Below are 22,027 nucleotides of genomic sequence, written 5' to 3' on the forward strand. Positions count from 1 at the left end.
AGGGGGAGACAACGTGCGAATAAGCAAAAAGTGGCTTTCGACGGTGACGGTATGTACACTGATAACCGGTTTGCTCGGCGGCTTACCTGCTCCGCAGGCCTCAGCCGCATCAACACTCGATCAAGGCCTGGTTGTTCACTATGATTTCGCGGATGCAGCGAAATCGACGACAGTTGCCGACTCGTCAGGCAACCATTTCGACGGCACACTCGTTAATGCGTCCGTCGTAACGACAGCCGACAAAGGCGGTGCTGTTGATTTAAGCGGGGAACAGTCGTATGTCAAGATGCCCGAAGGTGTGCTGAACGGCCTAACGGATATGACGGTATCATCTTGGGTTTATATGGATTCATCAAAGAATTGGGCTTCCTTGTACAGCTTCGGCAATGCTGCGGATGTAGACCCGGGTACGCAGCCGTTTACGGCGATCAATTTCGCTCCGGTAAGCAATGACCCAGCAGAAACTAGCCTTGAGATCACCAAGTCTGGATTCGGCTCCAACCAGATTGCGCATAGTTCACCGGTACCGAGCGGGCAGTGGAAGCAGCTTACAACTGTTGTTTCCGGTACAGACGGTTATACGGCCATCTATATGGACGGTGTCCTTCAACAGCGTCTAGACGGGGTTACGACCGCACCCAAAGATATTACAAGCAAATATAACTATATCGGCTATGCCCAGTTTGGTTGGGAGCAAGGTGCAGGCAAGGGGTTGGACGGACGAGTAGCGGATTTCCGCATTTATAATCGCGTGCTTGCCGCCGATGAAATTACATCGTTGTATACGGGTAGCCAGTCCGACGCTGAAGTCAGCTCTATTCAGCCATCGGCCGTGACCGTGACAGCAGGGCAAACGCCGTCACTTCCAGCGAGCATCACGGCTACGTACTCCAATGGTGCGGTTATTGCGAAATCCGTTCAATGGCCTTCCGTTGATGCTTACATCAATACCCCAGGGGTATACACGATTGAGGGTACTCTTCAGGACACTACGATGAAAGCTGTATTGACATTAACCGTCAACGCTGCCTCTACCGAAGTTACGCCAACGATTTGGTATAAATTTGACGAGGCCAGCGGCACAACCGTTGCCAACTCAGGAACTGCAGGCTCCGCTTGGGATGCTGCGGTCATGGGTGGGACTAGCTGGAGCACAGGCCATCTCGGCGGAGCCGTTCAGCTGGACGGCAGCAGCGGCTATGTCCAAATGCCTTCCAATCTGCAGTACGCAGATAATATGACAGTAGCAACATGGGTGAACCTGACCAAAGACAATTCACCAACGATGCTGTTTGTTTCCGGAACGGCAGCTAATAATGATAACTTCTACCTCAGTACGCATGGAATTTGGCAGCCTTCCTATATGGCAGCCGTTAATGATGCTTCGCTAGGTACGAACTACCAGATCTATGATTCAAGTGCCATTGGTTTAAATCAATGGGTTCACGTTGCTATTACGTTCTCGGGTAAGGAAGCGACCTTGTATAGAGATGGTGTGCAGATTGCTAAGAAGACACTAGCATCCAAGCCTTCCGACTTTAACGGTCAGAACCTATTGAACTATATCGGTAAATCTGTGTGGCCGGATCCCTATATTCAAGGTAAAGTGGATGACTTCCGCATCTATGATCAGGCTCTAAGTGCTTCGGATATTGCTGAATTGGTGCAATCCTCTTATCCGGATACCGATGTGGTTAACCAGGTCAAAGCCAACCTGACACTTGGCGATACCACCGCTGTTCTAAGCGACATTACCCTGCCTGCGCCGGATGGGGTAACCGTTACTTGGTCATCGGATGACACAGCTCACCTGAGCAACACAGGGCATGTGACCAGACCTGCCCAAGGTGAACCGGATGCAACCGTTCATCTAACCGCTACGATTACCAAGAATGCTGCATCTGTAACCAAAGTCTTCACTGTCACAGTGCTTAGCCTTGGCTCCGCCCCTTACCGGATTCAAGTGAACGGCGATCAGACAGGCATCGATATTAGCCCGGATCTCTATGGTATCTTCTTCGAGGATATTAACTATGCCGCAGATGGAGGCTTGTACGCCGAGCTTGTGCAGAACAGGTCCTTTGAGTACACGAATGATCATTTGAAATTCTGGTCGAAGGTAACGGATGGCGGTGCTGCCGCTACGATAGCATCAAGCCATGCCAACCCGTTGAATACAGTCAATACGAATTACTTGGAGCTGAATGTGACGGCAGCCGGGGATGGAGCCGGCGTTGCGAATTCAGGCTTCGGCGGTATCCCGCTGGTTCAAAGTGACAAGTACGATTTCTCCTTATACACACGAAGCAGCGACTTCAGCGGTCCCCTCGAGGTGACGCTTGAAAGCGCAGATGGCACGAAGCAGTATGCGAAGGCTGAACTGCCGAATGTAACGTCTGAATGGACGAAGTCCAGTGTGGTGCTGACACCGGATCAAACGGATGCAAATGCGCGAATTGTAGTAAGAGCGAAGGGCACCGGTACGATCGATATGGATATGGTCTCCCTGTTCCCTGAGCGGACCTGGAAGGGCAGACCTAACGGCATGAGATACGATCTTGCCAAGAAGCTGTATGACTTGCATCCGTCCTTCATGCGATTCCCGGGCGGTTGTGTCGTGCAAGGGAAAACGCTGGACAATGCGTACCGCTGGAAGGATTCAGTCGGCGACGTAGCACAGCGCAAGCCAAACTACAACTTTTGGCAAAACACAGATTTTCCGGATTATTACCAAACATCCGGTATCGGCTATTATGAATACTTCCAATTCAGTGAAGATATCGGCGCCAAGCCTCTTCCGGTTATTAACTCCGGCATGTCGATTCAAGTCGGCGTAGCGGATGCGGATGTGGAAATGGTACCGCTGGATCAGCTTGGACCTTATATTCAAGACGCGCTTGATCTGATCGAGTTTGCCAATGGCGACCCGGCGTCGAATGAATGGGCGAAGCTGAGATCGGATATGGGACATCCGGCTCCGTTTAATCTGGAGTACCTTGCGATCGGGAACGAGCAGTGGGGAGCAGAATACTATCCGCGTTACAAAATGTTTGCTGATGCGATTAAAGCGAAGTACCCGAACATTCAACTGATCATCGGCAGCGGTACGGAGTCTTCCGGTACGAACTATGAGGCGGTTCAGCAGTGGATTCAAAGCCAAGCGCAGGCTGATCGTCCGGAGATTGTCGACGAGCATTACTACATGAACCCGGATTGGTTCCTGCAGAACGTGAACCGTTACGACAGCTTCAACCGTACCGATATGCCGAAGGTATTTGTCGGCGAGTACGCGGCTCATACGAACGGGAATTTCTCGCAAGGCGTGAACAATCTGAAATCGGCGATTTCGGAAGCGGCGTTCATGACAGGGCTGGAAGAAAACGCAGATGTCATACGAATGGCGAGCTATGCCCCGCTGTTTGCCAAGCAGAATTTCACGCAGTGGCAGCCGGATTTAATTTGGTTCAATAATACGGCTTCCTACGGATCCATTAACTACTATGTGCAGCAGCTGTACAGCAATAATGTCGGCAATCAGATTGTCCCTTCGGAAATTTTGAAAGGCGGTCAGACATCTTCGAAGGTATCTGGAGCCGTTGGTGTAGGATCCTATAATACAGCCAATGAATTCGATGATATCCAGGTAGTCAGCAATACCGATGCAGCGGAGCTGTTTGCAGATGATTTCTCAGGAGATGCGTCCAAATGGACACCGGTTCGCGGCACCTTTGCGATTCAGAACGGTGTGTATCAACAAACATCCACATCTACAGCGAATGCTTTTGCCTACGCTGGAAGTACAGATATGGACAACTACACCTTAACGCTGAAAGCTAGAAAAACCGGCGGTGCCGAAGGCGTGAACGTGTATGTGGGCGTAAAAGACGCCAACAACTACTTCCGCTGGAATATCGGCGGCTATAACAATACGAAGAGCACATTTGAAAAAAGTGTAAACGGTACGGTAGCCACTGTCAGCGAATACGATTATTCCAAGCTGCCGAAGTTGACGACGAACACTTGGTACAATTTGAAGATTGTCGTAACCGGCAAAAGAATGAAAGCATACGTGGATGATACCCTCGTATTTGATATTCTGGATAATCCTAAAAGCGCGCCTTTGTTCACCACGACAAGCAAGGACACGGCTACAGGAGATGTCATTCTTAAGGTCGTCAACTCATCGGATGAAAGCCAGGAAACATCGATTCATCTGAATGGCCTAACAGTTGGCACCACAGCCATCAAGACGGTTTTACAGGGTGCAGACCTGAATGCGCTCAATACGTTTGCAAGTCCGAAAACGATTGTGCCTGTAACGACGAAAGAAACGGGAATTACCAACCAGTTTGTGCATGTGTTCGAACCGCACTCTCTGACGATCTACCGCTTCCGGACAGCGCCAGGAGCTGCTCCTGAGCTGGCTTCGATTCAAGCCGAAGCAAGCAAGACGCAAGCGACAGCAGGGGATACATTCCGTTTGGACGTAAAAGGCGGCTTGCTGGATGACAGCAGTGAAGCGGATTTGCGCACAGCAGCTATCACTTATAGCAGCAACCATCCGGAGCTGATCTCCTTTGATGATGAAGGCAAAGCGAAGATTGCTACCAATATTGGCGGCGTCACGGAGGTAACCGTATGGGCGGATGTCAGCTTGAACGGCACATCGGTGAAGTCCAATGAAACGACGATTGCTCTAGCGGAATTGAGTGCAGAAACCGTTGTAAAAACGGCAAAAGCGGAGCTGAGCCTAGGCAACACGACGTTTGTCACAGCAAATCTGACCTTACCGACCTCCGCGGACAATGACGTGCAAATTTCCTGGACCACAAGCAACTACGCTGTTGTTACGGATACAGGCGTTGTTACGAGACCTGCTTCAGGCAATACCATGATCTCGGTAACATTGACAGCTTTGATCAGCAAGAACGGTTATTCGGAAACCAAAGCATTCACAATAGCAGTACCCACACAAGATATTGTCTTGTCAATTGAATCCTTGAAACGGGTGGAAGTCATTACGCCAGAAGGCACTGCACCACAGCTTCCTTCCACGGTAACGGCGAAACTGACCGACGGCTCCACTCAAGCGATTGCCGTAACCTGGAATTCGGTAGAGAGCTCAAGTACGCGATGCCGGGCAAATTCACCGTACAAGGGACGGCAGAAGGAACAACGATTCCTGCGTATACGGATGTTTTTGTGAAGTCACCGAATCTCGTGACCTGGTACCGCTTCAATGAACTAAGTGGCACGACCGTGCCGGATGTCAGCGGCAGTGGTATGGATGCTGTGGCGAAGAACGGAGCCAGCATCACAACCGTCGATGCCAAAACGGGAATCGATCTGGATAACACGAAGCAGCAGTATGTTCAACTGCCTACGGGAATCATGGCATCCTTGGATGACTTTACACTGAGCTTCTGGACGTATCTGGACTCCAAGCCGGGAAGCTGGACGAGACTGTTCGATTTCGGCACAGGAGCAAACGCAGGCAAACTATTCATGACCGAGAATCTGTATTATGACATGGAAGGTGCGATTCTGGACGGTACCTCATCAGCTCCGGCGACGAAGAAATGGGCGCATATCGCTCTGACGAAGTCAGGCAACGACTACATCCTGTATGTAGACGGCAAGGCTGTGCAGCACGCTACCTCTACGAAGAAGCCTTCGCAGTATGGTCAAACGGCTTACAACTACATCGGTAAATCGAACTGGAGCGCCGATCCGTATTTGGACGGCAAAATTGGAGATTTCCGTCTGTACAACAAAGGACTGGATGCAGCTGAAGTCGGAGGCATTATTTCCGAAGCCTATACCGATGAAGAAGCTGTTAAAGCGGCTCAAAGCACGCTGAGCCTGGGCGATACCAGCAAAGTCGTGTCCAACATTGAGCTGCCTGCTGCCGCCGCTAATGGCATCTCCATCACATGGGAGTCCAGCAACCCTGCTGTAGTAAATAACAGCGGTGCGGTAACCAGACCGGCACAAGATCAGCCGGACACGGATGTTACGTTAACTGCAACGATTAGCAGAAACGGCTATAGCTTAACGAAGACATTTATGGTACATGTCCTGGCGGACAGCATTGTATCTGTAGATGCGACGAATGTGACAACTACGGTTAATTTCATGCCGAAGCTGCCGACTCAAGTGACCGTTCGTCATTATGACGGAAGCTCTGAGATGCAGCCTGTGGTATGGGAGCCAATCAACGAGTCATCTTTGTATGAAAAAGGGATTGTTAAAGTGAAGGGTACCGTTTTCAGTACCTCCATTCAGGCAGTAGCCCAAGTCAGCGTTGCTGAACTGGTCAGCATCGACGACGTGAACGTTACGACTGCACAAGGCAGCTCGCCGCAGCTTCCGACAACGGTGACTGCGCACTACAGCGACAACACGACAGCTGACCTGCCGGTTTCCTGGAATGCGGTGAAGAGTTCGGAATACGCGGAGGAAGGCAGCTTTACCGTGAGCGGTTCCGCTGTTACGCATATGTACTCGAATCCATTGATCGAGCAGCGTGCAGATCCGCAGATTTCCAAGCAAGCCGACGGCTATTACTACTTTACGGCCTCCGTGCCGGAGTATGACCGCATCGTGCTTCGACGCTCCAAAACGATCGAGGGACTGGCAACTGCGGAAGAAAAAGTAATCTGGACCAAGCATGAATCCGGAGATATGTCCAAGCATATCTGGGCACCGGAGCTTCATTACATCGATGGCAAATGGTACATTTACTTTGCTGCAGGCAAAGCTGAGGATATTTGGGCGATTCGTCCTTACGTGCTCGAATGCGCGGATGAGAATCCGTTAACAGGAACGTGGACGGAAAAGGGCATGATTCAGAAGCCGGCCTCGAATACGATATCCTTTACGGACTTCTCACTGGATGCGACAACCTTCGAGAACAACGGCAAACGCTACCTGGTATGGGCGCAGAAATTAGACGGAATTTCGAACCTGTATATCGCTGAAATGAGCAATCCATGGACGATCGCAGGGAACCAGACACTGATCACAACTCCGGATTATACATGGGAGCGTCAAACGTACTGGGTTAACGAAGGACCGGCCGTATTGAAACATAACGGTAAAATCTTTATCTCATTCTCGGCCAGTGCCACCGATGCCAGCTACTGCATGGGACTGCTTACAGCGTCAGACAGCAGCGATCTGCTTGATGCTAGCTCATGGAGCAAGTCACCGGAGCCGGTCATGACCAGCAGTGACGCAACCGGCCAATACGGACCAGGGCATAACTCCTTTACCGTAGCGGAAGATGGCGTTACAGATATCCTGGTTTACCACGCTCGTTCCTACAAGGAGATCAGCGGTGATCCGCTGTACGATCCGAACCGTCATACACGTGTAAAACGTCTGACTTGGAACAGTGACGGAACGCCGAATTTCGGCGAGCCTCTGGCCGAAGGAGAAGTACCTGGAACAGCCGCTCCTGTGACTGCACATGTGACAGTTACGGCAAGCAAAGGCATTACAGCTGCCACAGCCTTCAGCTTGACTAGCCTTCAGCCTAGCCAGCAGCTTGACGCGACGGTTGATATCACGAACAGCCGCTACTCGGCAACTTCTGTCGTTGTGGTGATGGCTTTGTATAATAGTGAGAATCAAATGGTTGACCTGCAAAGCCAAACGAAGCAGCTTGATCCTAAGCAATCAGGCCAAGCTGCACTAAGCCTAACGCTTCCTGCCAATGTGGCAGGAAGTAAAGTGAAGGTATTCGTTTGGGAAGGAGAAGACGTGCAAGCGACTAATGTTAAGCCGGTTGTTCCGGCGGCGACCTTAGAGTAAGCATATCTCCAACTGTGAGCTTAAGTCGCCCCTCTAGTCATAAGACGGAGGGGCGGCTTTTTTTGGCTTTGGGGCTAGAGCAGGTTGACGACCGTCATTCGCCCCCGCAACCGCGCGCTGTAGACTTCGAGCGGTTGCGGGGGGAAGGTTGGCGAGATCGATGGTCTGCTTCCTTGGCTGGTCAGCGAAGCTTTGTTACCTTCTGGCTCCGCATGTTATAATTTTGTCAATTTGCAAGAGGCAGGGAAAGGGGAAGAGGCATATGGCGACCATCAAAGATGTAGCGGAAAAGGCGGGGGTCACCGTCACGACGGTTTCCCGAGTGCTGAACAACCGCGGATATATAAGCGATGCAACGAGGAATAAAGTGCGTCTAGCTATGGAGGAGCTGCAGTATCAGCCCAATGAAATCGCACGCTCGTTAATGCGCAAGAGATCCATGATGCTCGGCTTGATCGTTCCTACGATCGCCCACCCCTTCTTCGGTCAATGGGCATACAGTCTGGAGACCCATGCTTCAGCGAGAGGCTACAAGATTCTGCTTTGCAACTCGCGTCTGGATGAAGCGAAGGAGAAGGACTACATCGACATGCTCAAGAGCAATCGGGTGGATGGCATTATTATGGGGAGCCACACGATCGATGTAAGGGAGTATATTCATCTAGGCAAGCCAATCGTGACCTTCGACCGACGTATCGAAGCGATACCGTGTGTGTCTTCGGATAACTATCAAGGCGGGGTACTGGCAGCGGAGCACCTGGCAGCAAAAGGGTGCCGCAGCATTGCTCATATCTGCGGCAATCTCAAGCTGGATATGCTCGGTAATCGCAGAACGGAAGGCTTTGTGGACTCCTTACGTAAGTATGGTCTGGAGCCGATTGTGGTACAGCTTGGAGCGGACGCATTTGATCCCGCTGAGCATGAACAAGTGGTGGGAAGTCTACTATCTGAACATCCGGAGGTCGACGGCCTATTCGTCAGCAGTGACATGATCGCTTATCAGGTGATGAAAGTCTGTGCAGCCAAAGGGATTCGGATTCCTGAGCAGCTGCAGCTCATCGGTTACGATGACATCCCAATCTCGGAGTGGATAACGCCGGGGCTTACGACGATTAAGCAGCCGATTGAGGAGATGAGCCGGTTAGCTTTCAATATCATAGAGAAGCTGATCGAAGGGGAGGGTGCAGAACTGCCGCTGGAGCATGTGCTGCCTGTACGTCTGATCGAGCGTCAGACTACGAGGCAGCCGGGACTACTTGGGTAGGGGATGTTGTTTTCTGTTTAGAGAGGATAGGGATGTCAATGAATGGTCTAAGAATCTGCTTACTATTATTTTGTGTATGTGCAGCGTCAGGTTGTGCGGATACGGTAGGGGAAAAAGTGGATTCTCCTTTGAATTCCAATTCAATCCAACAAACGGTTACCCCAGGATTCAGCCGATATCTTAAAGTTAGTTGATTGGATTCAATCTGTTCAAGATGACAAACTAGAAATGCCACAATCGTTCAAGTCCCTATATTTGTTTATTATTACCTATAAAGCCGCGGTAGCAGAACCTAAAAAGTGTATCCTGTATCTTGAAGATGAACAGGCAAATAAATATGCAAAATCGTTTTCCATGGTCCCGGAAGTATTCATGGACCAGTATGACGAACACGATATTCAAGCACTTGTTGATCGGATTGGCAAAGATAGTTGGTATACAATTAAATCGTCTCCATTTCTGTAGTCTAGGGATTTACAGGCAGGAGAGTTTGTGCAAGCCACATTTAAGATGATTCCTGCTAGTATAGGAGTCATTTTTTTATTCTGGAAATCGACATCAGATCACAGTATGTAAGGTATTCATGAAGTTAACGTGAATGAGGAATAAAAAAATTCTAATCCTGATACTATAACCTGAATCATACAATGGAGGGAAAAGATGAAACCCGAGCATAAACCTCACAACATTGAGTTGACTTGCACAGAAATTGGGGGACTCTGGAGTATATACATCAAGGAAAGTATGGGTTTGTGTTTTCTGAGTTACTTTATGCATCACCTTCAGGATGAAGAAATAGTGCCGTTAGTAAAGGAAGCGTCACAAATTTCAAAAAAACGCTTAGAACACATTAGGGAATTCTTTCTAAAAGAAAACTTTCCGATTCCAGCAGGATTTTCTGAGGGGGATGTAAACTTAGCGGCACCTCCGTTATTTCACGATGCCTTCTCGCTTAGTTTTATCTACATGATGAATCGCTTGGATATGATTAATTTCTCTTTTACAGCATCCAATAACGTCAGGCTTGATGTGCTTGATTTTTTTAAAGATTGTTTGCACACCTCAACCGAAATATTTGGCAAAGCGGTTAGATTAATGCTGGAAAAGGGTATCTATGATCGCCCGCCCAAAATGAATTACCCGAATAAGATTGAATATGTTGAAAAGGAATCATTTCTCGATGGAATGTTAGGCAAGAAAAGGCCGCTGAACGCCATTGAATTGTCTGAGATTTTCTTCAATATTGAACGGAATTATTTCTCTGTTATTTTAATGCTTGGTTTCGCTCAAGTAATCGAAGACACGAAGCTGAAAGATTTTATCAAACGGGGAAAAAATAAGCGAGAAGCAGATTTCACTTTTCAATGATTTATTAAAGGAAGAAGAACTGCTCGGAAATATTATGGTAAGTATGGAAGTCACGGCTTCCACGGTATCGCCTTTTTCAGACAAACTGATCATGTCCATGATTATGACATTGAATGCTGTAGATATCGTACTGATTTCACATGCCTTGGCATTAGCTATGCGCGCTGACCTCATTGCACATTACAGTTCAATTGTAGGCGAAGTCATGTTATACGGAAAAGACTGTTATGATACTGTAGTTGCAAGGAGATGGCTAGAACAACCTCCATTAACAACGGATCGTAAACAATTGCTTAAAACCTAGCCTTCTTACGCTTACTGTCGTTCCCTCGATTCCTTTAGAAATTCTATAGCAACAGCGTTATTTAACCATATAGTCGTCTTTTCTACTTTTAAACGGGAAGACGGCTTTTTCATACCCACTGCATAGGGGTTGTCCCTATCCTCCAAAGGTCTGTGCAATGCCCCGCTCGTTTCATCGAGCACCTCACTTCAAGCCCATTTGCCTCAAAGATCTTTTGGTGTTCGCCTTGTTCATATCCATTTTTCTACAGGATACAAAAAGGTACCCGCAACTAAACACTTTCTTTGTAGTGTCTAGTAGCTGGGTACCCGTTTACCGCCAAGATCCTTGTTTTTGACCTATAATCCTATGGAGAAATGCTTAAAGCGTTTACTTGTGGGACACCCTCATTGTACTGTTCACTGTCCCTAAGGCAGCAACCCCTGCTTCACAATGGTTTGCAGCGTTTTGTTGCGGTCGCCGCTGACTTCCCAGGACATCGCGCCGCCTAGTCCTTTGGACTTGATATAGTCGATCTTGGCTTGGATGGATTGCTCGTCATCGTAAGAGATATAAGTGCCGCCGCTAGGATTGTATAAGTACGGAGTCTTGGTTACGCTGTTCCAATAACGGGTATAGCCGTTTTTGTTGATGTAATTGGCCTGCAGGTCGTTGAAGTCATAAGAGCCTTTCTCCCAAGTGCCTGTTTGCGAAACCCCTGTGCATGTCTGGTACTGCCCGCCGTTTGCGTTGGCGCAGCCGCTCCAGCCGCGTCCGTAATAGGGCAAGCCGAGAATCAGCTTGGAAGCGGGCACTCCTGCGTTAAGGAAGGATGTTACCGATTTATCAACATTGAAATTCGTAGGATCCGGATTCGGGTCAGCTGGGTCGTAGTAGAGCGGAGCGTTTTGTCCGGACTTCGCATCCCAACTGCCGTGATAGTCGTAGCTCATCAGGTTGATCCAATCTAGAGAAGCAGCCATATTTCCTAACTGGGTATTGGAAACGTAGCTAGGTCCAGCGCCTGCCGCAATGGTCAGGTAGTAATGCTTGCCGTCCGCCGCTCCTGCGGTATCTAATTCGGCGCGGATTGCTTGCAGCAGCAGTACGTAGTTCTGCTTGTCGGCTGTGCGGTAGCTGTTGCCCGCGAGGCCGCCGCTCACCGGATATTCCCAGTCCAGGTCGACGCCGTCGAACTGATACTTTTTAATGAAAGCAACGGCCGATTTCGCGAATGTCGTTCGCGTGGCCGGGTCACTGGCTACATCGGAGAAGCGGTTCGACCATGTCCAGCCGCCTACGGAGATGATCGTTTTGAGGTTCGGGTTGGCTTGCTTTAATTTGACCAGCTGATTAAAGCTGCCCTTGATGGGCGTATCCCACGTATCGCCTGTATAGGACATGCCGGTATCGGCCCATGTATCGCCTTGCACGATCGTGCCGTTCGGCACGCTGATATTGCCGGTTTCGTCCGCGCAGGCCCACGTCTGCGGGTTCGGTCCGGTAGGGTCGGGGTTGCCGTGCACACCGTTCCAGCATATATCGGCAAAGGCGTAATTAATGACGTTGACCTTGGTCGCGTCGATGTCAGGAACTTTGAACCCGCGGCCATAGACGGCCCACTCGGGATAGTAGGTGACGACCTTGTTGCCGGTCAACGTGCCGCCGCCCCCGCCACCACCGCCGGAGCCGGTGAGCGTCGTGATTGTCACTGCGCTGCTGGCAGCAGATACGTTGCCTGCAGCATCTTTGGCTTTGACTGTAAAGGTATAGGTTGTATTCGCCGTCAGTCCTGTGACGGTAAACGAAGTTCCCGAAGTAGTACCTGCGAGAGCAGTACCTCTATATAGGTCATATCCCGTTACACCTACATTGTCGGTGGATGCACTCCAGGACAAGGTAACTGAGCTGCTCGTCACCGAGGAGGAGTTTACGTTAGCGGGCGAGGATGGTGGCTGCGTATCGCCTGCGGCTGCAGACGTAGTGCCTGTGACAGCAGCACTGGCTGCCGAGACATTGCCTGCGGCATCCTTGGCTTTCACAGTGAAGGAGTAGGAAGTGCCTGCCGTTAATCCTGTGACGGTAAACGAAGTGCCGGAAGCAGAACCGGCGAGGGCTGTTCCCCTGTATACGTCATAGCCCGTAACACCTACATTGTCCGTAGAAGCATTCCAGGATAGAGAAATGGAAGTCGTTGTAACGGAGGTCACGTGTACATTGGAGGGAACGGAAGGAGCCTGAGTATCGGGCGTGCCGCCTCCGCCTCCGCCGCTGAGCTTCTGCCACAACGCCGGGACGTTAGGCGGTTCCCAACCCGTTAATGACGTATGCGACTGAATACAGCTGTAATCGGAGCCTCCGTAGGAGACAATATCCCCCACATGGTAGCTCGTATTCGGCGCCCAGGCTGTTGCGGCCAAAGAAGTGATCGGCACCATGGCAAAAACCAGCAGGAAGGTGAGCACTAGAGCGAACATTCGCTTACGGGATCGGTTCATCAATTCTACCTCTTTTCGTATAAGATGGTTTGCGTCTGCGTATCCGGATGAGAATTGCAGGCCAGAATGATTGATGCCCTCAGAATTAGCCTCCTTTCTGCACGAAATGATCTTACTACTTCATTATCGAATGATTTAGAAATTTCTGGAACGGATAATATTCGCTAAGGCTGGGATAATTTTCTTTAACCAATGGTAAATAAGGACAAGCCCTTCTCTCTTGCGGGAATCTACTATTTTGACTACAGTCCATGATAAGAACTTGCTTGGGGAGTTAAGGAACGGGAGAGATGATCATGAGGACATTCATTCGATATTATTCAGGTATGAGTTTGAGGATGCGGCTGACGGTATCTTATATCGTTCTGATTGCCGTCTCGATGACAGTGCTTGGCGTAGGCTACTATGTGAAGAGCTCGCAGGTCATTTTGCAGAATGCAAGCAGTACGCTTCTAGGCTTGGTCAAAAGCAGCAATCAATCGCTGGATGCTAAATTTGCAAGCGTAGAGCAGAGCGCAATCACAATGCACTTGGATGAGGATTTATACGACTTATTCAACACGACCGATTTACAGAAGAGGTATCTGGACTATGAAACGGACCGGAAGATAACGAGGATCTTGCAAAAATATTTTCCGACCTCGGAGGACGTATTTTCGGTCAATTTGGCTACGAAAGACTATACCTTCGGAGGAAATCCGAATTTTTGGATACCCAAAAAGATTTCTCCTTCTCCGCTACGGACACCTATCAGACAGGGCTTCACTCCGTGGACCACACGACATGGATTCCTACCTATAACCTGCTGGAAAAATACTTCTCCTCCTCGGCCGTTGCCAGCACGAAGGATCAATATGTGTTTACCGCAACGCGGCTGATCAATCTATCGCGAGTCACGAACAATCTGCTCAGACCCATGGATAAGGATGCGGAGCGACCGATTTTACTTGTCAACTTTCAGGAGTCGATGATCACCCGCGCTTTTAAGGAAAGTCTTACGGTAAAAGACTCTTATTACTACGTATTTACCCAGGACGGAGAGGTCGTGTCCACTTCCGATCATGCGGCTTCGAAGCCGATAACCTCTGAGTGGCTCGCCAATGTTTTGGCGAAGAAGAGCGGCACTGAATATGTGCGGGTGAACGGGCAGAAGATGGTGGTATGCTTTGACCGAATTCCTACGACAGGCTGGTTGTCCGCGGTCTTTATTCCTTATGACAATTTGCTGGCGACCGTGCCGAATATGTTCAGCTACACGCTGTATTCCACGATCTTGATTCTGGTGCTTTCGGTGGTGCTGGCTTCTTTATTCTCAAGCCGGATTACGATGCCGCTAAAGAAGCTGCTGTGGGGAATCAAACAGATCGGCGAGGGGAATTTTAACACCAGAATTGAGACTCAGGGCACGAGCGAAGTGAATCTCATTATCCATAAATTTAATCAGATGAACGATAAAATTCAGACCTTGATTGTGCAGAACTATGAGACACACATGAAAGAAATGGAGGCAGAGCTCAAGGCGCTTAATTTTCAATTCAATCCGCATTTCTTGTACAACACGCTCAACATCATCAATTATTTGGCTATCGAGAACAAGCAGACGGTCATTAGCAATATGCTGGTGGAATTGTCGGAGATGCTGGAATACACCGCCAAAAAATCCGGCGAGGTCGCCTTCAGCGAAGACGTCAAGTATTTGCAAAATTACGATTACATCATGCGACAGCGCTTTGAGGACAAGTTCCAAATTGAATATCAGTTGGATGCGGAGCTGAACCGGTATACGGTGCCGAAGTTTTTCCTGCAGCCCTTTATCGAGAATGCGCTGATTCACGGCCTTGAAGATCGGGAAGAGGGAGGGTGGATTCGCGTGTCGGGGAGACTTAAGGATGGACTGCGCGTCTTCACGATTGAGGATAACGGCAAAGGCATGGATGAGGCGACAATCGCCCGTGTTCTGACCATTGCGGAAGATACGGCAAGCATGAGCAAATCGATCGGCATCGAGAATGTGAACAAGCGCGTGAAGCTCATCTATGGGCAAGAGTATGGCGTGAAGGTCGAATCCAAGCTGAATGTAGGTACGAAAATTACCATTACGCTGCCTGGATGATAGCGTGAACGGGAGTGACAAACGATGGGAGAAAGCAGCATGGATTCCCTCCGCTATAGGAGCGTGAGCTTCATGGAGTGGATGTAAGCCATTTTCTGCGGAGACTTCTATATGTGCATGGAATCACTTATGTAAGGGTTTTCTGTGCAAAAGTCCACCATTTCACGTTTTTTAGAGTAGGATCGGCCGCTGCCGACACGTTATGATGAAAGCGTAAACAAGAAAACGTGCTTGGAGGGGTTCACTTGAAAAAGAACATAACAACAGTAACGGGTTTGATTGCGATATCCTTGCTAGCCGGCTGCTCCACAGGCGGACAGACGAATTCAGCGCCTGCTTCCGGTGACAACAACCAGAGTGGACAGAAAGAAATTGAAATCACGTACTGGAGACCGCAAGCGAGCGGACCAGAGGATGAATTTTACGTAAGACGTGTGGATGAGTTCAATAAAGCCCATCAAGGCCAAATCAAACTGACGATGGAGCCGATTACACGCGGTAATTCCTTTGCTTACGAGGACAAAATCAATGCTGCCGTAGCATCCCATACACTTCCTGACGTGGTGTCGATGGACGGACCGAACGTAGCCAACTATGCGGCGTCCAACATTGTGATCCCGCTTGATGAGTACTTCACCAAAGAGGATATGAACGATTTCGTTCCTTCCATCGTTCAGCAGGGAACGTATCAGAATAAGTTCTATGCGGCTGGATTAGCGGAATCTTCCGTTGTCTTATTTTATAACAAAAAGATTATGAAGCAGTACGGCATCGAGCCTCCGACGAAGATGGAAGATGCTTGGACGTGGGATCAGTGGTACGACGTTATGAAGAAGACATCCAAGGATGATGTGTTCGGCACCAACATGATTAATGACAAGGGCGAATGGATGACCTATGCGTTCGAGCAAATGTGGATTTCCGCGGGAACGGACATCGTGAACAAGGAGGGCACGGAGGCGCAGGGCTGGGTGAACAGCGACAAGGGCGTGGAAGCCGCGAAATTCCTTCAGAAGATGGCGAATGATAAATTGTTCAACATCGATCCGAAGCCGACCGAGTTCGAGGAAGGCAAAGCCGCTACGAAGCTGGGCGGACCGTGGAACATTCCCGGATTCAAGAACTACCCGGATCTGGAATGGGGCATCACGTACTTCCCTAAGAGCCCTGGCGGCAATCTGACAGCTCCATCCGGCAGCTGGGCGATCGGCGTATCGGCGGACAGCAAGCATCCGAAAGAAGCCGCGGAGGTTGTGAAATGGATGACGAACAAAGACAGCTCTGCGCAGCTTGCCAAAGCGATCAGCATGCCGGCGAGCAGAAAGTCAGCGTATGACAGTCTTCCGGAGTACAATGAGCTTCCTATGCGCATCATCAAAGAACAGGTTATCACTGTGTCCCATGCAAGACCTGTTACTCCGGCATATCCGGTACTGACTCAGAAATTCGCCGAAGCGCTGACCGACATTATGATGGGTGCCGAGGTGAAGAAGTCGCTGGATAATGTAGCATCATCGTTCGACGACGAGTTTAAGCGTAATTTCAGCAAGTAATCCCTTGATAATCATGAAATCCCGGCTGCCGTCATAGAGAACGGCACTTCACAAGAAGGTCGCGGCAGCCGCCGGATTTCGCGATTGCTTTCAGGATAGCTTTGATCGGAGAGGAGTGATGATGGATCCATGCAAAGCGTAAGTTCACAACAAGTTCAAGCACAGACGGGCTCCAAGAAGTCCAAGCTGTCGTCAATCGGGCTCCAGAAGCGAAGAGAATCCGTCACAGGCATTTCATTCGTTCTGCCGGCCGTCATCCTGCTGATTATCTTTTTGCTGCTGCCTTTTATGCTGGCGGTGGCGTTCGGATTTACCAAATTCAATTTACTTCGGCCTGATCAAATCAAATTTATCGGCTTCGACAATTATGTACTTCTGTTTCAAGATAAACTGTTTTATAAATCGCTGTATAACACGCTATATTTCACAATTATCGTCGTTCCGGTGCAATCGGCCGTGGCACTTATGCTTGCTTTGTTAGTCAATAACAGGTTGAAGATGAGAAATGTGTTCCGGATCGCCTACTTCAGTCCGGTGATTACGTCGATGACGGTCATCGCCATCTTATGGATCTCCCTGTACAATCCCAATGAGGGATTAATCAACTCGGCGCTGCACGCGCTGGGCATTCCGAAACAGCCGTTCCTGCGCAGCGCGGACCAGGCGATGAATTCCATCATCTTTATGTCCGTATGGCAAGCAGCCGGGTATCAAATGATGATTTTCCTAGCAGGCCTGCAAAGTATTCCGAAGGATCTCTATGAAGCCTCGGCGATGGATGGCGCGAATAGGCTGCAGCAGCTCAAATATATCACCATTCCAAGCTTATACAATGTAATCGTATTCGTGTTAACCATCACAACGATTCAGGCAGTCAAGCTGTTCACTCAGCCTTATGTCATGACCAATGGTGGACCTGAGAATTCGACGAGGACGCTGGCGCTGCTCATTTACCAGCAGGGCTTCCAGTTCAGGAATGCAGGATACGCGTCCGCGGTATCGGTTATTTTCTTCCTGCTTGTCGTGATCATTTCGTTTTCCATGAAAAAGTTTCTCAAAGACTGATGACAAGAAGGTGATGAGCTCGTGGCTGATCGTAAGATTACAATATTCATCTATGCGTCCAACATTATCGTGTCGGTGCTCTTCATTATCCCTTTGCTGTGGATGATTGTATCGTCGCTGAAACCGGAGAATCAGATTTTTACCGACTTGGACTCGATCAAGTCTTTACTTCCTACGACTATAACGCTTGATAATTATATAAAAGCTTTCCACCGCATTCCCATGATGAAATACTTGTTCAACAGCTTGTTCTATGTCTCGATCATCGGGATCAGCGGACTTGGCGTGAACTCCTTGTGCGGATACGCCTTGGCGAAGTTGAGTTTCAAAGGAAAAAGCGTCATACTCACGGCGATTATTGCACTCATGATCGTGCCGTTTGAAAGCATCGTGATGCCGCTGTACTTCGTCGTCAACAGCCTAAGCTGGGTGAACACCTGGCTAGCGTTGATCGTCCCTTTTATCGCGAACTGCTTCAGCATCTTTATGTTCCGCCAGTTCTTTATGGACATCCCGAATGAGCTGCTGGAGTCTGCCGCTATCGACGGCTCATCTCCCATGAAAACTTTTATTAAAATCGTCGTTCCATTGTCAGGGCCTGTGTTTACAACGGTATTTATTCTGGATTTTATCTCCCATTGGGGAGATTTCATGTGGCCGATCCTTGTGACGACCGGCGAATCGCTGCGAAACATTCAGCTCGGGATCCAAACCTTCTTTACGCTGCCGCCGATCTTTTACGGTCAAATCATGGCAACACTTACGTTTACAACGCTGCCTATCGTTCTGATTTTCCTGCTCCTGCAGAAATACTATGTGCAGGGCATCACTAGCACGGGCATTAAAGGATAAGCACGGTTCAGATACCGGGCGGGGCAGTGGCATAATCTAGAAAGATTTGAGGGAAGCTTATGACAACAGATGTATATAGACCGAAGTTTCATTTTACACCGCTGAGCAATTGGATGAACGATCCAAACGGACTTGTTTATTTTGAGGGAGAGTACCACCTGTTCTATCAGTATCATCCTTACGGCATGACATGGGGACCTATGCATTGGGGGCATGCTGTCAGCAAGGACCTTGTATCTTGGGAGCACCTGCCGATCGCATTGGAGCCGGATGAGCATGGTCAAATATTTTCCGGCAGCGCGGTGGTCGATTGGCACGATACGACAGGCTTCTTCGGGGGAAAAGCGGGTTTGGTTGCGATCTTCACCCATCATGATCAAGATCCGGGCAGTGAGCGCGTTCGGGAACGTCAAAGTCTGGCGTACAGTGAGGACTCGGGCAGAACTTGGACCAAGTACAGCGGTAATCCGGTGTTGGCCGATTCACGCTTTCCGGATTTTCGCGATCCGAAGGTGTTCTGGCACGGACCGACAAGCCAATGGATCCTGATTCTCGCCTCGGGGCAGACGGTGAGTATCTATCATTCTACCAATTTGAAGGATTGGAGCTTCGCCAGTCAGTTCGGCGAGGGAGAGGGCGCTCATATCGGCGTCTGGGAATGTCCCGATCTATTCGAGCTGCCGGTGGATGGCGACCCGTCCAGAACGAAGTGGGTGATGCTTGTAAGCATCGGCAATTCTCCGGAGTATGTCGAAGGCTCCAGGACGCAGTACTTCGTCGGTCAATTCGACGGTACAACCTTCAAGAACGATGATGAGCCGGAGGCGGTGCGATGGTTAGATGCGGGACGGGATAACTATGCGGGAGTCAGCTGGTCGGACATTCCGGGGCAGGACGGACGCCGCATCTACATCGGTTGGATGAGCAACTGGAAGTATGCCAATCTGACACCAACAGAAGGCTGGCGCAGTGCTATGACCCTGCCACGAACGCTTGAGCTAGCTAGTCGTGGAGATCAGACAATACTCATTCAAAAACCGATCGCCGAGCTGCAGCGGTTGAAAGAAGATGGCTATGTGTTTGAGAATGTGGAAGTAGAGCCGGGAACCCAGCTGCTATCCACGTTTGCGCTCTCCAGTTTCCAACTGGAGGTGGAATTTGAACTGCAAACGGCCTCAGAATTCGGGTTCAAGCTCCACATGTCGGAATCCTCCGAAACCGTAGTGGGCTATGTACCCGCCAAGCAGGAGGTCTTTGTGGACCGGTCACGGTCGGGAAATACCGGCTTTCATGCCGATTTCCCCGGCAGACATGCGGTGCAGGTCTTGCCGCAGCATGGTAGAATCAAGCTGAACGTATGGGTGGATGCTTGCTCCGTGGAAGTGTTCGCCGGCGAGGGCGAGGCCGTTATTACCGACCTGCTATTTCCACAGGAAGGTCAGAGCGGCATAGAAGTGTACGCGGTTCAGGGAACGGCGAAGCTCGTCTCGCTTAGGCTATCTCAGGTAGCAAGCAAATAGGCATAGAGGGCAGGTGGCTTGCATGCAGAACATACTGGTGGTAGATGATGAGGCCATTCAACGCAGAGTGCTGGCCAAGATGATCAGGGAAGCCAGACCGAACTGTCATGTGCTGGAAGCCAAGAACGGGCAAGATGCACTAGAAGTCATACGCACGAAACCGATCGATATCGTGTTTACAGATATTAAGATGCCGGTACTGGATGGACTGGAGATGATCGAACGAATGAACGCCTCCGCCCATCCGGTGAAGGTCATCATTCTAAGCGGTTACCGGTATTTTGAATATGCGCAGAAGGCCATTCAGCTGGGTGCATTCGATTACTTGGTCAAACCGATTAAAGAAGAAAGCATCAGCGATATTCTGGACAAAGCAGAAGGCAGCATTACAAGAGAGAAGACAAACCAGCTTGAACAAGAACAAATGAAACAGCAGCTGGATCAGACGTTGTCGGTGTATTGGGATCAGCTTTTGAACGACTGGGTAACAGCAGGGGTGCCTGAAGCTAAGGGCGCAGAAATTCGCAGACATTTCTCGCTTGAGGCTCAAGGCTTGGTGGCAGCAGCCAAAATAGAAGGCGACGGGATCCCGGCAGCGTCATGGGAAAGTGAGAGCTGCATGAAAAGCGCGCTGCTTGATCGAATGGAGACTGCCGCAGCTAGCATGGGTTCGTCTGTCTCTTTTTCTCCCGAGAGGATAAGAGGCTGCTGCTTACCGTCTTGACCGTCTCCTCGTCGTCCGCATTCCGGATGGCGGAATTAGAAAGCGTACTGGCGCAGTTTGCCTCCCAGTGCTCGCAGCAATTCGGCATCTCCATCACCATAGGAATCGGCCGGATGTGCAGCTACGTATTCGAAGAAGCAAAGCAATCATGCGCTGAGGCGCTGACGGCGGCTTCTTTTCGTTATTTTTTGCATGACCGGGCAGTTTTTCCTTATACGGAGATCAGCAGGCTTACTCGCTCTATCCATTATGATTACGGGAAAGAGGAGGAGCTGTTCAAAGAATCGATTCGCAAAGGAAAGATCGAGCAGCTGATGAATCAGGTGGATGAGTGGTTCGCCGGCATGCTTAAGGGCGGGCTGCCTCAACCGGAGCAATGGATCAAGATTGCCCAGCGCATGATAACTGGCGTTGCCGTAGTGATCAGGGATTTTGTCTCTGAGCAGGACTACAAGGACATTGTGATGGGAGCGGAAAGACAGCTTTCCGTAAGCGGCAATTACGAATTGTGCAAAAACAGCTTTCAGAGCCTGCTGCTTGAGTGGATGGACCTGATACAGAAAAGCCGCTCCAGGAAGCATGAATCTGTCGTTGAAGCTTGCCTGCAATATGTGGAGGCGCACTACATGGAGGATTTATCTCTGGATACCGTGGCGGCCAACTTGTTCTTTAGCCCGAACTATTTGACACTCATGTTCAAACAGCACCTGGGGACGACGTTTAGTAAATATTTGTCGGACTTCCGGATGAAGAAAGCGCTGGAATTACTCCAAAACAGTGATTTGAAAGTGTACGAGATCGCTCCGCGTACCGGCTTTAAGGATGATAAATATTTTTACAGAGTGTTTAAAAACAGGTTCGGCATGACGCCCGATGAATACCGCAGAAACAATCATCTGCAGCATATGTCAAACGATTGACATATTTTGCGGCAGTTTCTTATAATGGACGTATGCCTATGAGCTGACGGCC

12 protein-coding genes and 1 pseudogene are annotated in these 22,027 nt (G+C 49.7%); 12 read left to right on the forward strand and 1 reads right to left on the reverse strand.

Annotation, left to right across the window (positions count from 1 at the left end; genetic code table 11):
- Window positions 1-13 precede the first annotated feature (13 nt).
- The 5 genes and pseudogenes from L0M14_RS01145 to L0M14_RS01170 all read left to right on the forward strand — a co-directional run bounded on the left by L0M14_RS01145 (window position 14) and on the right by L0M14_RS01170 (window position 10,751).
- Window positions 14-5,206, forward strand: a complete 5,193-nt coding sequence (locus L0M14_RS01145; protein ID WP_235120287.1) for a LamG-like jellyroll fold domain-containing protein — start codon at window positions 14-16, stop codon at window positions 5,204-5,206.
- Window positions 5,134-7,815 (forward strand): family 43 glycosylhydrolase, encoded by a 2,682-nt coding sequence (locus L0M14_RS31325; protein WP_311198810.1) that lies wholly within the window; start codon window positions 5,134-5,136, stop codon window positions 7,813-7,815. The genes L0M14_RS01145 and L0M14_RS31325 overlap by 73 nt, the downstream gene beginning before the upstream one ends.
- Before the next feature lie 262 nt (window positions 7,816-8,077).
- A complete protein-coding gene (locus tag L0M14_RS01160) occupies window positions 8,078-9,079 on the forward strand; it encodes a LacI family DNA-binding transcriptional regulator (RefSeq protein WP_235120288.1) in 1,002 nt (333 codons plus the stop codon).
- A 228-nt stretch (window positions 9,080-9,307) separates the two neighbouring features.
- A complete protein-coding gene (locus L0M14_RS01165; RefSeq protein WP_235120289.1) occupies window positions 9,308-9,544 on the forward strand; it encodes a hypothetical protein in 237 nt (78 codons plus the stop codon).
- A gap of 195 nt (window positions 9,545-9,739) precedes the next feature.
- Window positions 9,740-10,751, forward strand: a pseudogene (locus L0M14_RS01170) (DUF3231 family protein).
- A gap of 407 nt (window positions 10,752-11,158) precedes the next feature.
- Here the strand turns inward: L0M14_RS01170 and L0M14_RS01175 are convergent.
- Window positions 11,159-13,228, reverse strand: a complete 2,070-nt coding sequence (locus L0M14_RS01175) for a glycosyl hydrolase family 18 protein (protein WP_235120290.1) — start codon at window positions 13,226-13,228, stop codon at window positions 11,159-11,161.
- Window positions 13,229-13,934: 706 nt separating this feature from the next.
- Between L0M14_RS01175 and L0M14_RS01180 the strand changes: the two genes are divergently transcribed.
- The 7 genes from L0M14_RS01180 to L0M14_RS01210 all read left to right on the forward strand — a co-directional run bounded on the left by L0M14_RS01180 (window position 13,935) and on the right by L0M14_RS01210 (window position 21,975).
- Window positions 13,935-15,341, forward strand: coding sequence for a sensor histidine kinase (locus tag L0M14_RS01180; RefSeq protein ID WP_235120291.1), 1,407 nt, complete (start codon window positions 13,935-13,937; stop codon window positions 15,339-15,341).
- Window positions 15,342-15,586: 245 nt separating this feature from the next.
- The gene (locus L0M14_RS01185; RefSeq protein WP_235120292.1) at window positions 15,587-16,894 is read left to right on the forward strand and encodes an ABC transporter substrate-binding protein; all 1,308 of its coding nucleotides are present in this window, start codon (window positions 15,587-15,589) and stop codon (window positions 16,892-16,894) included.
- A gap of 129 nt (window positions 16,895-17,023) precedes the next feature.
- The gene (locus L0M14_RS01190; protein WP_235120293.1) at window positions 17,024-17,959 is read left to right on the forward strand and encodes a carbohydrate ABC transporter permease; all 936 of its coding nucleotides are present in this window, start codon (window positions 17,024-17,026) and stop codon (window positions 17,957-17,959) included.
- A 21-nt stretch (window positions 17,960-17,980) separates the two neighbouring features.
- Window positions 17,981-18,811: a carbohydrate ABC transporter permease gene (locus L0M14_RS01195; RefSeq protein ID WP_235120294.1), complete on the forward strand. Its 831-nt coding sequence runs from the start codon at window positions 17,981-17,983 to the stop codon at window positions 18,809-18,811.
- Window positions 18,812-18,870: 59 nt separating this feature from the next.
- Window positions 18,871-20,331, forward strand: coding sequence for a glycoside hydrolase family 32 protein (locus L0M14_RS01200; protein WP_235120295.1), 1,461 nt, complete (start codon window positions 18,871-18,873; stop codon window positions 20,329-20,331).
- Window positions 20,332-20,353: 22 nt separating this feature from the next.
- Window positions 20,354-21,055 carry a response regulator gene (locus L0M14_RS01205; protein ID WP_235120296.1) on the forward strand — a complete coding sequence of 234 codons (702 nt, stop codon included), beginning with the start codon at window positions 20,354-20,356 and terminating at the stop codon, window positions 21,053-21,055.
- Window positions 21,052-21,975 (forward strand): helix-turn-helix transcriptional regulator, encoded by a 924-nt coding sequence (locus tag L0M14_RS01210; RefSeq protein ID WP_235120297.1) that lies wholly within the window; start codon window positions 21,052-21,054, stop codon window positions 21,973-21,975. The genes L0M14_RS01205 and L0M14_RS01210 overlap by 4 nt, the downstream gene beginning before the upstream one ends.
- Window positions 21,976-22,027: the final 52 nt, after the last annotated feature.

Origin of the sequence: Paenibacillus hexagrammi, from assembly GCF_021513275.1 — a bacterium.
GTDB classification, from domain to species: domain Bacteria; phylum Bacillota; class Bacilli; order Paenibacillales; family NBRC-103111; genus Paenibacillus_E; species Paenibacillus_E hexagrammi.

Excerpts from the sequence above, each read along its gene's own strand:
- L0M14_RS01165 (WP_235120289.1), top strand. The coding sequence starts at position 9,308 with ATGCCACAATCGTTCAAGTCCCTATATTTGTTTATTATTACCTATAAA.
- L0M14_RS01190 (WP_235120293.1), top strand. The coding sequence starts at position 17,024 with ATGCAAAGCGTAAGTTCACAACAAGTTCAAGCACAGACGGGCTCCAAG.
- L0M14_RS01175 (WP_235120290.1), bottom strand. The coding sequence starts at position 13,228 with ATGAACCGATCCCGTAAGCGAATGTTCGCTCTAGTGCTCACCTTCCTG.
- L0M14_RS31325 (WP_311198810.1), top strand. The coding sequence starts at position 5,134 with ATGCCGGGCAAATTCACCGTACAAGGGACGGCAGAAGGAACAACGATT.
- L0M14_RS01205 (WP_235120296.1), top strand. The coding sequence starts at position 20,354 with ATGCAGAACATACTGGTGGTAGATGATGAGGCCATTCAACGCAGAGTG.
- L0M14_RS01200 (WP_235120295.1), top strand. The coding sequence starts at position 18,871 with ATGACAACAGATGTATATAGACCGAAGTTTCATTTTACACCGCTGAGC.
- L0M14_RS01160 (WP_235120288.1), top strand. The coding sequence starts at position 8,078 with ATGGCGACCATCAAAGATGTAGCGGAAAAGGCGGGGGTCACCGTCACG.